Origin of the sequence: Peptoniphilus sp. BV3C26, from assembly GCF_000478985.1 — a bacterium.
Classification (GTDB): domain Bacteria; phylum Bacillota; class Clostridia; order Tissierellales; family Peptoniphilaceae; genus Peptoniphilus_B; species Peptoniphilus_B koenoeneniae.
The window spans coordinates 12,941-27,159 of the sequence record NZ_AWXB01000069.1 but is presented as its reverse complement, the minus strand read 5'-3'; the positions used below and the strand labels follow the sequence as shown (position 1 = coordinate 27,159).

13 protein-coding genes and 1 pseudogene are annotated in these 14,219 nt (G+C 31.6%); 13 read left to right on the top strand and 1 reads right to left on the bottom strand.

The window, feature by feature from the left end; translation table 11 throughout:
* Positions 1-36 precede the first annotated feature (36 nt).
* Entirely contained in the window at positions 37-1,374 is a 1,338-nt protein-coding gene (locus tag HMPREF1253_RS09090) for a sodium-dependent transporter (RefSeq protein ID WP_023056520.1), read from the top strand.
* Between the two features lie 59 nt (positions 1,375-1,433).
* Here HMPREF1253_RS09090 and HMPREF1253_RS09085 read toward each other — a convergent pair whose 3' ends face one another.
* On the bottom strand, positions 1,434-3,878 hold the full coding sequence (locus HMPREF1253_RS09085) for a transglycosylase domain-containing protein (RefSeq protein ID WP_023056566.1): 2,445 nt from the start codon (positions 3,876-3,878) through the stop codon (positions 1,434-1,436).
* A 134-nt stretch (positions 3,879-4,012) separates the two neighbouring features.
* Between HMPREF1253_RS09085 and dusB the strand changes: the two genes are divergently transcribed.
* From dusB to HMPREF1253_RS09025, 12 genes and pseudogenes are all read left to right on the top strand, one after another.
* Positions 4,013-4,981: a tRNA dihydrouridine synthase DusB gene (gene dusB / locus HMPREF1253_RS09080; RefSeq protein ID WP_023056462.1), complete on the top strand. Its 969-nt coding sequence runs from the start codon at positions 4,013-4,015 to the stop codon at positions 4,979-4,981.
* Positions 4,982-5,023: 42 nt separating this feature from the next.
* Positions 5,024-5,500 (top strand): transcription elongation factor GreA, encoded by a 477-nt coding sequence (gene greA, locus HMPREF1253_RS09075; RefSeq protein ID WP_023056527.1) that lies wholly within the window; start codon positions 5,024-5,026, stop codon positions 5,498-5,500.
* Between the two features lie 10 nt (positions 5,501-5,510).
* Positions 5,511-7,430, top strand: a complete 1,920-nt coding sequence (gene lysS / locus HMPREF1253_RS09070; RefSeq protein WP_023056468.1) for a lysine--tRNA ligase — start codon at positions 5,511-5,513, stop codon at positions 7,428-7,430.
* Positions 7,431-7,493: 63 nt separating this feature from the next.
* Positions 7,494-7,775 carry a CD1845 family protein gene (locus HMPREF1253_RS09065; RefSeq protein ID WP_001267200.1) on the top strand — a complete coding sequence of 94 codons (282 nt, stop codon included), beginning with the start codon at positions 7,494-7,496 and terminating at the stop codon, positions 7,773-7,775.
* 82 nt (positions 7,776-7,857) lie between these two features.
* Entirely contained in the window at positions 7,858-8,631 is a 774-nt protein-coding gene (locus HMPREF1253_RS09060; protein WP_023056551.1) for a replication initiator protein A, read from the top strand.
* On the top strand, positions 8,628-9,455 hold the full coding sequence (locus tag HMPREF1253_RS09055) for an ATP-binding protein (protein WP_023056485.1): 828 nt from the start codon (positions 8,628-8,630) through the stop codon (positions 9,453-9,455). Before HMPREF1253_RS09060 ends, HMPREF1253_RS09055 begins: the two co-directional genes overlap by 4 nt.
* Positions 9,448-9,933 carry a PcfB family protein gene (locus tag HMPREF1253_RS09050; RefSeq protein ID WP_007894980.1) on the top strand — a complete coding sequence of 162 codons (486 nt, stop codon included), beginning with the start codon at positions 9,448-9,450 and terminating at the stop codon, positions 9,931-9,933. Before HMPREF1253_RS09055 ends, HMPREF1253_RS09050 begins: the two co-directional genes overlap by 8 nt.
* The gene (locus tag HMPREF1253_RS09045; RefSeq protein ID WP_023056465.1) at positions 9,930-10,664 is read left to right on the top strand and encodes a BRO family protein; all 735 of its coding nucleotides are present in this window, start codon (positions 9,930-9,932) and stop codon (positions 10,662-10,664) included. Before HMPREF1253_RS09050 ends, HMPREF1253_RS09045 begins: the two co-directional genes overlap by 4 nt.
* Positions 10,657-11,223: pseudogene (locus tag HMPREF1253_RS09040) on the top strand (type IV secretory system conjugative DNA transfer family protein); the annotation flags it as partial. The gene HMPREF1253_RS09045 and the pseudogene HMPREF1253_RS09040, both read left to right, overlap by 8 nt.
* A 53-nt stretch (positions 11,224-11,276) precedes the next feature.
* Positions 11,277-12,947 carry a recombinase family protein gene (locus HMPREF1253_RS09035; protein WP_023056479.1) on the top strand — a complete coding sequence of 557 codons (1,671 nt, stop codon included), beginning with the start codon at positions 11,277-11,279 and terminating at the stop codon, positions 12,945-12,947.
* Positions 12,948-13,005: 58 nt separating this feature from the next.
* Positions 13,006-13,776 carry an alpha/beta fold hydrolase gene (locus HMPREF1253_RS09030; protein WP_023056499.1) on the top strand — a complete coding sequence of 257 codons (771 nt, stop codon included), beginning with the start codon at positions 13,006-13,008 and terminating at the stop codon, positions 13,774-13,776.
* Positions 13,777-13,866: 90 nt separating this feature from the next.
* Complete coding sequence (locus HMPREF1253_RS09025; RefSeq protein WP_023056517.1) at positions 13,867-14,181, top strand: DUF3847 domain-containing protein; 315 nt, start codon at positions 13,867-13,869, stop codon at positions 14,179-14,181.
* Positions 14,182-14,219: the final 38 nt, after the last annotated feature.

Here is a 14,219-nt window from a genome sequence, read left to right as displayed (position 1 = left end):
AGCAAAGCGATAAAGAAAATTTTTAAGGAGATTTAAATGAAAAATAATAAGTTTACATCAACATGGGGTTTTATACTTACAACTGTGGGCTCTGCAGTAGGCATGGCAAATGTGTGGGGTTTTCCATATAAACTTGCAGCAAATGGGGGCGGAGCATTTTTATTAGTATATTTGTTTTTTATAGCTATTTTTTCTTATTTCGGTTTGTCCGCAGAGTATGCTGTTGGAAGGTATTCAGAAACTGGAACATTAGGTTCTTATGAAAAGGCCTGGTCCCATATTAAACTTCCTAAAGTTGGAAAAGCTGTTGGAATTTTACCTCTTTTAGGGTCTATTTGTATTGCAATAGGTTATGCGGTAATTATTTCTTATGTTTTAAAATCTCTTTTTCAAAGCTTGACAGGAAGTTTGATGACAGTTGATTCTGAAGTTTGGTTTAAGTCATTTTCAAGTAAAAATTTCAGTGTTATACCCTTTCACTTTATAGTAATTGTTGCCACTCTTTTAACCTGTATAAAGGGTGCAAGTTCTATAGAAAAAGCAAATAAAATTATGATGCCACTTTTTTTCATTTTATTTGTAGTTTTGGCTTTTAGAGTTGCTTTTCTTCCAAAAGCTTTTGAAGGATATAAATTTATGTTTACGCCTGATTGGAAGATGGTTCTTCATCCAAAGGTTCTTGTTGGTGCTATGGGGCAGGCATTTTTCTCCCTATCAATAACAGGAAGCGGCATGATTGTTTGTGGAGCTTATTTAAATAAGGATGAAGATATAGTTGCAGGAGCAAAACAAACTGCAATTTTTGATACTATAGCGGCTCTTGTAGCAGCTCTCGTTATGATACCTGCACTTTTTTCTTTCAGTGAAAATCCTGAAGGAGGACCGGGTTTATTATTTGTAACTCTTCCTAAAATTTTACAAAATATGAAGGGGGGAAGAATATTTGCCCTAGCTCTATATCTTGCAGTTTTATTTGGCGGAATTTCTTCTTTACAAAACATGTTTGAAGTTGTTTGCGAATCCATTCTTCATAATTTTAAAAAGCTGAACAGAAAAACAGTTTTGGCATTTATAGGATTAGTAGCCTTTATACCGGGAATTTTCATGGAACCTATAGGAGGAGTTAAGGGAGCAATCCTTGGAGGCTGGGGACCTTGGATGGACCTTGTTTCCATTTATATTATTCCTATGGGAGCAACTCTCGGTGCTTTCTCATGGTTCTGGATTATGGACAAAAATGCACTAATAAATGAAATAAATACAGGAAGTAAAACTAAATATACAAAAACTTGGTACTACCTTGGAAAATTTATTTATGTACCAATGGCTGCGATTTTATGTTTTGTAGCTTTATATTTTAAAGTTGCCTTTTAAAATGTATTAAAAAAAGACCTTACTTAAAAAGTAGGGTCTCTTTTATTTCAAAAACAAATTTACCTGTTTTCATTATTGTTATCTACGGCTTTTCTTCTTTTTTTCTTTTTTGAAGAATTATTTTCATCTGATATTAAATCTTTATTTTTAGATTTTCTTTTTTTACTGCTTTTAGATTCGCTGTTATTATTTCCAGATGAATTTTTCTTTTTTGAAGAATCTTTATCTTTATCTTTATCTTCATCTTCATCATCATACCAAGATAATTTTTGAACATTTCGAGGTTTTGTATTTTCTGCAAACATTTCACTATAACCATTTACATATTTTCTATAGATTCCATCAGGTTTTTCAAAATCTTCATTTTCAAGACCTTCATGAATTGGAGTCATTATATGTCTAAAAACAGTTGCAGCTTTATCAGAGGAGAATCCCAAGCTTTCATGCCTGTCGTTAGCAAGCATAACAGAGCAAGTATAATATGGGGTAAATCCTACAAACCATGCTTCTTTTTTTTGATTTGTAGTTCCAGTTTTACCTGCAGTTGTCATCCCTGGCACTCTTGCATTTGTTCCTGTTCCTCTTCTTACTACTTCTTTTAAAATATCAGTTAAAATATAGGCATTTTGAGGACTTGTAACTTCCTTTTCTTCCATTTTGTGTTCATAAATAACCTCACCGGAATTTGTTAAAATTTTTGAAACCATGTAAGGCTTTTTGAAAATACCCTTGTTTGGAAAAACTGTGTAAGCACCTGCCATTTCCAAGGGGCTTATTCCTCTGTACATTCCTCCAAGGGAGAGGGAATAACCTATATCTTGAACTCTATCAACTGTTGTTACTCCTAAACTTTCAAGAGTATCCATAATTGAATAGAAATTTTTATCATCATTAACGTGCTGAGAATAAACAGAATTTTTGTTTTTTCTATCGTTAAAATCAGTGTTTATATCCCTTGAAACAAGATAAGTTCCAACATTTGATGACCTTACAAGAAGTTGCCTTATTGTTTGCCAACCCCTATAAGAACCGACATTTGTGGGTTTATAAGTTATATAAGGAAGATTAACGTATTTTAAGTTTGAATCTAAATAAACATCGCCAGCTGTTGCACCATGGTTAAAAGCTGCCAAGTAAGGTCCTATAGGCTTTATTGAAGATCCAGGAGATCTTGGAATTAAAGCTCTATTTGCATTTCTTCCTCCACCGACTCCACGACCACCAACAAGAGCTACAATTTTATTGCTTCCGTTTTCTATAATGACAGATCCAATTTGAGGTTGAGGATCTCCTGATTCATTAACCCAACTCCTTGGATAAAGAGAGGGGTTTGAAACTGTATCTTCAAGAGATTTTTGAACTTTTGTATCCATAACAGTGTGGATTTTAAGACCGCCTTTATAAATTTTTGCATTTGCTTCTTCTTGGGAGTAGCCTAAACTTTCTAAAATTTTTATACTTTCATCAAGAGCACTTTCCACATAGTATGAAGAAATTCCCTTTTTCTGTTTTACACCTAAATTTAAATTTATGGTTTCATTCATTGCAGCATCAAAATCTTCTTTACTAATCTTTCCTTGTTGAAGCATGGCTTTTAAAATCTTATGTTGCCTTTCAAGTGATACCGGATTAAATTGAGCCTTCATTGGAGTTAATTGATTAGACTCAACAAGGCGATAGTCAAAATTATCAATTTTTCCCATATCAAAAAGTTGTTTAGCAATATTTAAGGTATTTTCATCATTGGGATTTACAGAAGGGTCTATAGGGACCATTTCAATTTGAAGTTCCTGTAAATTATCTGAAGATTCAATTTTAACTCTGTTATAAGGTGTATATTTTTCAGGATAATTTGTAATACCTGCAATTAAAGCACATTCAGCAAGGCTTAACTTAGAAACGTCTTTTCCAAAAAAGGTTTTGGAAGCTGCTTGCACTCCAACCGTTCCTTTAGAAAAACCTGCAGAATTTAAATAAGCTTCGAGAATTTGATCTTTATTTAAATCTTCTTCGATTTTGTAGGCATAATAAATATCTCTTAGCTTTCTTTCAATGTTTTTTGATCCGCTTGTATATAAGTTTTTTGCAAGCTGCATAGTTATAGTTGAACCACCTTGATCGAAAGATCCGCTTTTTATATCATAATATAAAGCACCTAAAAGTCTTTTAAAATCAACTGCGGAGTGATTGAAAAATCTTTCATCTTCAACAGAAATAACTGCATTTTTTAAATTGTCCGGAATTTTTTCAATGGAGACAAATTCAGCAAACTCATCTTTAACAAGAGCTTGTAATAAATTTTCATTGGAGTCATAAACTCTTGATGTTTCAAATAATTTATCTCTATATTTTTTAGGCTCTACAGGAGGAGCTTTTTTCAAGACTGAAACAAGACTTGTAGCAGCAATAGCTGAAACAGAAACTCCAACCATAGTTATAAGTAAAAATAATATTTTAAAAAATGAAGAAATCCGAAAATGTCTTCTTTTTCTTTTCTTTTTCATACAAACCTCCAATTACATAAAATTATAACAGAAAGCCCCTATTTTCAAAAGTAGTTAAAGTATTAATTAAATATTAAGAAAATTTGAAAATTTTTTAATAAAAAGATATACTAAAGAAGATTTTGAGGTGATTTATGGAACTTATGCTTGCACCTATGGCAGGTTATACAGATAAAGTTTATAGAGGCATTGCAGTTGATATGGGTTGTAACTCAACTATAACTGAAATGGTAAGTGCAAAAGCTCTTTTTTATAATGATAAAAAAACTTTGGAATTAATGGAACTTAATAACAATGAAAAAAATGCTCAAATACAACTTTTCGGAAATGATCCAAAAGTCTTTTCGGATATTGTAGATAAGATACCAAAAAATTTTAAGTTTATAAACATCAATATGGGTTGTCCTGCACCGAAAATTGTAAAAAATGGAAGCGGGTCGGCACTTCTTGATAGTCCTGATCTTTGCGCAGACATTGTAAGGGCTATAAAAAGTGAGACGGATACACCTGTTTCAATAAAAATAAGAAAGGGAATTTTTAATAGGAATCAGGGTATTGAAGTTGCAAAAAAATGTGAGAAAGCTGGAGCATCAATGATAATTGTCCATGGCAGAACAAGAGAAGAGTACTACAGTGGAAATAATGATTGGGATTTCATAAAAAATTTAAAAGAGTCTGTTTCCATAGATGTTATAGGAAACGGTGATATAAAAAATTATGAAGATGCTAAAAGAGCTGTAGAATTTTCGGGGGTAGATGGTCTTGCAATTGGCAGAGGTGCCATAGGAAATCCCTTTATTTTTAAAGAAATAAATTATAGAGAAAGAAATTTATATTATGAAGAGCCTTCATTAGAAGAAAAAATGAATATGTTTTTAAATCATTTAAGGCTTTTAATTGAATATAAGGGTCAAAGAATAGGGATAAGAGAAATGCGTAAACAGTTTGTGGGATATAGCTTCGGTTTGAGAAATTCAAAAAATATGAGAAATCAATTAAATAAACTGGATGAATATGAAGAAGTTGAGAAACTTATAAAAGAATATGTTTCAAAATACGCAGATTCCTTGACTTTACAAGGTTTTTTTAATATAATAGGTTGAATTAAAGGCGGATGCCTTATTTTTATTAGCGAGGTTTTAAAATTGGTAGAAAAAGATATATTTTTCACTCCTGAGGGACTTGAAAAAATAGAAAATGAAATAGAATATTTAAAAACTGTAAGAAGAAAAGAAGTTGCTGAAAGAATAAAAATAGCTCTTGGCTATGGAGATTTATCAGAAAACTCCGAATATGACGAAGCTAAAAATGAACAAGCTCAAGTTGAAGAAAGAATTGCAAAACTTGAAATGATGGTTAGAAATGCCAAAGTTATCGACGGAGATGCTTTAAATACCGATAAGGTTAATATAGGATCTATGGTTAAAGTTTTAGACGTTAAGACTAAAAAAGAAACAGTTTTTAATATTGTAGGTTCAGCAGAAGCTGATCCCCTTAAAGGAAAAATTTCAAATGAAAGCCCTGTAGGGGCAAAGCTGATTGGAAAAGAAATAGGCGACATTGTTGAGATAGAAGTTCCAAAGGGAACTATAACTTACAAAATAGAAGACATTTCTTTATAAGGAGGAAAAAATGGCAAAGCAGCCGCAAGATTTAAATGAAATGCTTCATATGAAGCGTAAAAAACTTGAGGAACTGAGAGAAAGTGGTAAGGATCCCTTTATTAATGAATCTTATCCTGTAAAAAATTATTCTCAAGAAATAAAAGATAACTTTGAAGAATACGAAGAAAAAGAAGTAGCCATAGCAGGCCGTGTAATGAGTAAAAGACGTCATGGTAAAATTGCTTTTTTGGATTTAAGAGATTCAAAGGGTACAATTCAAATATTTTTGAGAAAAGATTTTATGGGAGAAGATTACGATGTTATAAAAGACATTGATATCGGAGACATAATAGGAGTTACAGGTCTTGTATTTAAAACAGATGCAGGAGAAATTACAGTAAGAAGTTCTCAAGTAATTCTTCTAAGTAAATCTTTACAAATTTTACCTGAAAAGTGGCATGGTTTAAAAGATATAGATTTACGTTACAGACAGAGATATGTTGATTTAATTGTAAATCCGGAAATAAAAGAAATTTTTATAAAGCGTACTAAGATAATAAAAGCAATAAGAGAATATCTTGATAACAGAGGTTATTTAGAAGTTGAAACTCCAATTCTGGGAACAGTAGCAGGAGGAGCAAACGCAAGACCCTTCTTAACTCACCACAACACTCTTGATATAGATATGCAGCTTAGAATTGCCAACGAGTTATTTTTAAAAAGACTTATAGTCGGCGGTTTTGACAAAGTTTATGAAATCGGTAAAATGTTTAGAAACGAAGGAATGGACGCAAGACACAATCCTGAATTTACTAACATAGAACTTTATGAAGCTTATGTTGACTATCAAGAAATGATGAGAATAACAGAAGGAATATTTGAATATGTTGCACAAAAAGTCTTAGGAACAACAAAAATAAATTATCAAGGAACTGAAATTGAACTTAAAGCACCATGGAGAAGAATAACCATGGAAGAAGCTATTAAAGAATATGCCGGAGTTGATTTTGAAAAAATTGAATCAGATGAAAAAGCAAGAGAAATTGCAAAGGCAAAGGGACTTGAAGTTCAAGAATCTTGGACAAGGGGAAAAGTTATAAGCGAAATGTTTGAAGAATTTTGCGAAAGTAACTTAGTTCAACCTACATTTGTAATAGGACATCCCGTTGAAGTATCACCCCTTGCAAAGAGAAATCCTGATGACCCAAGAATAACTCAAAGATTTGAAGCATTTATCAATACTTGGGAGCTTGCAAATGCCTTTTCTGAATTAAATGACCCCATAGATCAAAGAGAAAGATTTGAGCAACAAGTAAGAGAAAAAGAACTTGGAGATGATGAAGCTCATCCAATGGATTATGACTTCATAAACGCCATAGAAGTAGGACTTCCGCCTACAGGAGGACTGGGTATAGGTGTTGACAGGATGATTATGCTTCTTACAAATCAACCTACAATAAGAGATATAATTTTCTTCCCAACAATGAAGCCAATAGGCTTAGAAAAGGCAGAAAATGGGGGTTTGTCAAAAGAAACTTACGAAACTTACGACAAACTTACGACAGAAGAAATTGACCTTTCAAAAGTGAAAGTTGAACCATTATTTGAAGATATGGTAGACTTTGAAACTTTCTCAAAATCTGATTTTAGAGTTGTAAAGGTTAAAAACTGCGAAGAAGTTCCTAAGTCAAAAAAACTTTTGAAATTTACATTAGATGATGGTTCTGAAAAAGAAAGAGTTATTTTATCTGGTATTAAGGAATATTACAGCGCGGAGAGCTTAATTGGAAAGACACTACTTGCAATTTGTAATCTTCCTCCTCGTAAGATGATGGGAATCGACTCAGAAGGTATGATTATATCTGCAATTTGTGAGTATGACGGTGAAGAAAAACTTAACTTAATAATGCTGGATGATAATATTCCAGCAGGATCAAAATTATATTAAAGGACACGCTAATTATGAAACTGGGGTTTGTTATGAATCCCAGTTTAATTTTTAGGAGTATGTATGAGATGGATAATTAGAATAATTTTATTACCGATAAGATTAGTGTTGAGTTTGCTCATAGCTTTTTTAACCTTCATATTAAGTTTGAGTACTGCGTTGTTAAGCGTAGTTTCTACTTTGATTTTTATAATTGGAATAGCTAGCATTTTTCAAGGAGACAAGCAAATTGTAATTGAAGCACTAATATTAGCATTTTTATTTAGTCCATTTGGATTACCTAAATTAGGTATATATGTTATTGGATTATTAGAATTATTAAACTATACAATAAAATCAATTTGAAGAAAAATAAATATAAGACAACCGTAGACGATAGAAAGTAATAATTCTGTCGTCTTTTTTATTTCAAAGAAAGGAGGTAGGGATGAATTTTGATTATTTTTATAATAGGCAATCTGAGATGTATAACTTCATTAGGTTACCTATGGTATTAATGGAAGATGAAATTTTTAAGAGCATTTCTATTGAAGCTAAAGTTTTGTATTCATATATGCTTAATCGAATGGGTCTTTCATATAAAAATGGCTGGATAGATGAAGATGGAAAAGTCTTTATTTACTACACAATTGAAAGTATAAAAGATCAATTTAATTGTGCGAGTGAAAAAGCGAATAAATTAATAGCTGAACTTGATATTAAATCAGGAATAGGACTGATTGAAAAGAAAAGACAAGGACTGGGAAAGCCTAATAGAATTTATGTTAAAGACTTTATGAGCATATTTAATAATATGGAATTAAAAAATCAAGAAGTTCGAAAAACAAAATTCCAGAAGTTCGATAATCGAAATTCAAGAGATTCGAATATCGAAAGTCAAGATTTTCGAAAATCGGAAGGTAACTATAACAATATTAGTAATAATGAGTTAAGAAAGAATGATTTTAGTAAGGGACAAAAGCCTTATGGAATATATAAAAATATATTTTTGACTGATGAAGAATACAAGGACTTAACAAATGAGTTAGGAAGTAGAATTAATGAATACATTGATAGATTGTCGTCATATATGAAAGCAAATAACAGAGTGTATCAAGACCACAAGGCAACGATAATTAATTGGTATCTTAATGATCAGGCAAAAAACATTAATGATAATACAACAAAGAAAATGAATTACGATATAGGAGAGAGTTTATGAAAAACTTAAAAGATTTTGTATTAAGAGAAAATGATATTGAAAGAAATGGACATATCTATTGCAAGGTATGTGGTACAAGAGTAGATGGAGAATTACTTGACCTTGGATTTACAAAGTTTATTCCTAGAATTAAATGTGAATGTGAAATAAAAAGAGATAAGGAAAACGAAGAAAGAGAAAGACTGATGAGAATATCGACATTGAAAAGAGATTGTTTTTCATCGCCAAACCAACACCAATATACTTTTGAGAGATTCTTAAATGAAAAAGGTCAAGCTTACAAGGTTGCTTACAATTATGCTAAAAGTTTTGAACAAATGAAGGAAGACAATGTTGGACTTTTATTTTATGGAGATGTTGGCAGTGGAAAGACTTATCTTGCTTGTTCTATTGCAAATGAATTAATTGAAAGAGAACAAGTTAAAGTTAAGATTATGAATTTATCTCAGGTTATAAATCAAATACAAAAATCAGCATTTAAGCTAGATTCAAATGAAATTATAAGTAACCTCTCTAATATTCCTTTGTTAATTTTAGATGACCTTGGAATTGAAAGGGATACATCTTATGCAAGAGAACAGGTATATAACATTATAAACTCAAGATACTTAAAGGGTAGGCCGACAATTTTCACTACAAACTTATCATTAGAAATTATTCAAAATCCTAATATTGAACTTGAGTATCAGAGGATATATTCAAGAATACTTGAAATGACAATACCAGTTAAAGTTATAGGAGAAGATTTTAGAAGAAAAATCCATCAAGAGAAGTTAAGAAAATACAAAGAGTTACTTTTATATGGAGGTGGAATAGATGATTAATGAAGAAGTATCTAGGTCAAGTCTTAATCTTGAAGTAAGACTTGCAAAAGCAACAAGTAAAGCAATTCTTGATGCCTTAAAGAAAGTTCACAAGCAAATAGAAGAGCAAGGAGGTTTGAAAAATGTAATAAAAAATAATGGAGAAGAAGTAAAACTAAAAGATATGGTTAAAAAGGGACAGTTAGAAGAAATTAATCTAAAGGATCCTGAGTTAAAAGAACTAAAGAAAATTTTAAATAAACACGGAGTGAAGTTTTCTGTTATGAAAGATAAGGAAACTGGAAACCACTCTGTGTTTTTTCAATCTAAGGATATAAAAGTAATGGAACATGCCTTTAAAAAAGCAGTTAAGGAATCTGAAAGAAAGGCCGATAGAAAAGATTCAATAACGAAGACTATAAATAAGTTTAAAGATATGGCTAAGGATACCATTAGCAAAGATAAAGTTAAAAATAAACATAAGGAGCAAAGCTTATGATAAGTAATTTAAAAACATTTGAAAATAAGAATTTTGGGAAACTCACTGTTATTGAAAAAGACGGTGAGTTTTTCTTTATAGCTAATGAAGTAGCAACTATGTTGGGATATGTCAATCCGAGGAAAGCTGTTTATGACCATGTAGATGAAGAAGATAAGGGTGTAACGAAATGGAACACCCCTGGAGGAATACAGAATATTTCAATAATTAATGAGTCAGGATTGTATTCACTTATCCTTTCATCAAAACTACCACAAGCAAAAATATTCAAAGCTTGGGTAACGAGAGAAGTCTTACCAAGTATTAGAAAAAATGGAGGATATATAGTAGGGCAAGAAAAGAAAACGAATGAAGAGTTACTTGCAGATGCAATTCTAGTAGCCAATAGAATTATTGCCGAAAGAGAAGAAGAAATTGAAGAATTAAGACCAAAGGCAGACTATTATGACAAATTAGTAGATTACAACCTACTTACAAACTTTAGAAATACTGCCAAAGAGTTAGGAATACCACAAAATCAATTTATAGGCTTTTTAATGGATAAGGGATTAATTTATAGAGATAAGAAAAAGAAACTCTTACCTTATGCAGATAAGAACAAGGGATATTTTGAAGTTAAAGAATGGGTTGATCCACTAGGTACACTTGTAGGAATACAAACATTTATAACTCCAAAGGGAAGGCACTACCTACTAATTTTATTAGATAGTGAAGGTTTCTACGATGAATAAGATATTAGAAGCCATTCTTTATGATATTAAAAACATAATTAAAATAGACGACCCAAAGAAATTTATATTATCAAACATTCCCTATTTATCATTTTGCTACATTGGAAATATCTTTTCTAAGCACATCAATTCTTATGTAGGAGGAGATATTATTGATAGAATAATGGTGGGAATTTCTGATATAGGAACTTTATCTTATATACCAAGCCTTAATCCAAGGGATTTGTTAGTAGGTATTTCAGTTGCTGGTCTTGTTAAGCTAATTGTTTATAGCAAAGGTAAAAACAAAAAGAAATATAGGCAAGGTAAAGAGTATGGATCTGCAAGATGGGGAGAAAGCAAGGATATTGCTCCATACATTGACCCTAAGTTTGAAAATAATGTTCTAATAACTAATACTGAAAGACTAACAATGAACTCAAGACCTAAAGATCCTAAATACGCTAGGAATAAAAATGTATTAGTAATAGGAGGTTCTGGATCAGGAAAGACAAGATTTTATGTAAAGCCAAATCTAATGCAAATGCACTCTTCCTATGTAGTAACAGACCCTAAAGGATTAACCTCATAGGGACAGAGAAAATAATAAAACTTGGAAAGGAGGTAATTCTCATGTCAAATACGAAAAGAACAGGACAAACAGCCCTTTATGAGCGTTTAAGTCGTGATGATGAAATGCAAGGAGAAAGTAATTCCATCACCAATCAAAAGCAGCTACTTGAAAGCTATGCCAAAAGAAACGGCTTTATAAATATTTATCACTATACTGATGATGGAGTAAGCGGAACAACCTTTGATAGAGAGGGATTTCAAAAGATGATAAAAGCAGTAGAAGAAAACAAAGTATCTACTGTGATAGTAAAAGATATGAGTAGGTTTGGTAGAGATTATCTCAAAGTAGGTTTTTATACCGAAATACTTTTCAAAGAAAAGGGTGTAAGATTTATTGCCATCAATAACGGAATAGATAGCGAAAAACAAGCAGAAAGCGACTTTACCCCATTTCTAAATATTATGAATGAATGGTATGCAAGAGATACCTCAAGAAAAATACAGTCTATCTTCAGAGCAAGAATGGAAGAAGGTAAAAGAGTATCTCCAAGCGTTCCATACGGCTATTATAGAAACCCTAAGAACAAACAGCAGTTACTTGTCGATAAAGAGAGTGCAAAGGTCGTAAAACGCATTTACCATCTTGTTATAGAGGGATATGGAGTAACACAGATAGCAGATATACTAACCAAAGATAAAGTCCTTATTCCATCAGCCTATGCAGAAATACATTATCCTGAAAATAACCATAGTTCTAAGAAAAGAGGAATAGAAGACCCGTATTTTTGGACACCGACCACAATAGGCTATATCTTAGAAAAAAGAGAATATATGGGTCATACTGTTCTTGGTAAAACAATATGCGTTGATTACAAAACTAAGAAACGCAGAAAGGCAAAAGAAGATGAACTCATTATCTTCAAAAATACCCATGAAGCCATCATTGATGAAGAAACATGGAATAACGCCCAAAGGCTAAGAAAAACAGTAAGAAGAAGTCCGAAGTACGGGACAACCTCACACCCATTTACAGGGCTTTTAATCTGTTCAGATTGTGGAGGTAAATTAAGCTACAGAGAGCCGGCAGAACATAAAGAAAAGAAATACGATAGTGATTACTCTTTTGTATGTCAACATTACAGACATAGAAAAGGCACTTGCAGTATGCACTACATCAAAGTAAAAACAGTAAATGAAATTCTCCTAAAATCAATCAAAGAAATCACAGACTTTGCCAAAGAAGAAAAGCAAGAATTCCTAAAAGTGATGAACAAATTATCCGATGAAAAAAGAGAAGAAAAGTATCAAGGAGATAAAGAGAAGTTAGAAAAACTGTCATCAAGAAATGCAGAACTAACAACCCTTATTACAAAACTGTATGAAGACCACGCACTTGGAAAAATTCCCGTAAAACATTTTGACAGATTATTTAATACCTATGATACAGAGCAACAAGACTTGGAAAAACAAATACAGTATTTTGAAAATGAAATAGAAAGCTATCATCAGAGAAAAGTTGACACCGATAAATTCTTAAAAATGATAGAAAAATATACAGATATTGAAGAACTGACAGTACCAATGATAAATGAGTATATAGAAAAAGTTGTAGTCCACGAAGCAACAGGAGGAAGAAAAGGGAAAGACAGAAAACAACAAGTTGATGTGTACTTTAACTTTATAGGCAACTGTCAAGTGCCACATAAAGCTGATATAGAAAAAATGGCTTAAAAATGGTATAATATTAAATAATATAAACAAAAAAGTTTAAATTTAGAGGTTTTGGAATATGATATTTCATGAATTTGGTGATAAAAAATTTCCACATATATTATTAATACACGGCGGAGGTAATTCCTGGTGGAATTATCTTCGACAAGCTCGTATATTATCCGATAAATATCATGTAATTTTACCAACACTTGATGGTCATGGAGAAGAATATCAAAAAGAGTATATTTCAACTGAAAATTCCGCACATCAAATTATGGACTATATAAAAAACAATTGCGATGGAAAATTGTTTGCTGTGGGAGGTGTTTCTTTGGGAGGTCAAATTGCCATTGAGTTATTATCGCTAAATAGTGATATAGCTCAGAAAGCAATAATAGATGGTAGTATTTGTATTCCTCAGCCAAATTTATCACGAATTAGTACGATTGTTGTAAAAATATTTGGAAAACTTATGTTTAGTAAATCAGCCAGCAAAATTCAATTAAGTTTGATGAAAAAAATTTATCCTAATATGGCTTATCCGGAAGAGATAGAAAATTATTATATGGAAGATATGCCAAGATTACCAATGAAAACATTAGTGAAAATGTATAAAACATATATGGGAAAGTATAGATTGAAAGAAAGTATTACAGAAAGCAAAGCACAGGTTCTATATATTTATGGCGAGAAAGAAATGCGTTGTGTTGAGGAATCAGCTAAACTATTTCAAAAAATGCATCCTGATTGTATTCTCTACGAAGCTAAAGGTTATAATCATGGATATTTATCAGCGTATTTACCATTAGAGTGGATAAAACTGGTTAATCAATTTTTAACTAATTGATAATTTAATAAAAACTAACACAGAACAGTAAATCAAAAAAGGTTTACTGTTTTTTTCTTGCTCAAAATTAAGAAGAAAGGAAAACAGAAAATGAAAAATATAGATGAAAAAATTTTAATGGCAGAAGAAGAAATCAAGCAGTTACAAAACAAAAGAAAGAAACTCATCAGTCAGCAGAAACAGGAAGAGAGAAAAAAGAGAGATAGACGCCTTTATGAAAAAGGAGGAGTCTTTGAAAGTATCTTCACCGAAAGTAAAGATTTTACCAAAGATGAATTCTATCAGCTAATCACATTTCCGAATATAAAAGAGTTAGTAAATCAAAAAATCAAGAAAATTATAGAGAGCAGAGAACAAAGCGAAAATCAAAATACAGAAAACCAAGAGGAAGAAAGCGACACATAGGAATAGTCCCTTGTTTACAAGGGCGCACTTATACACCC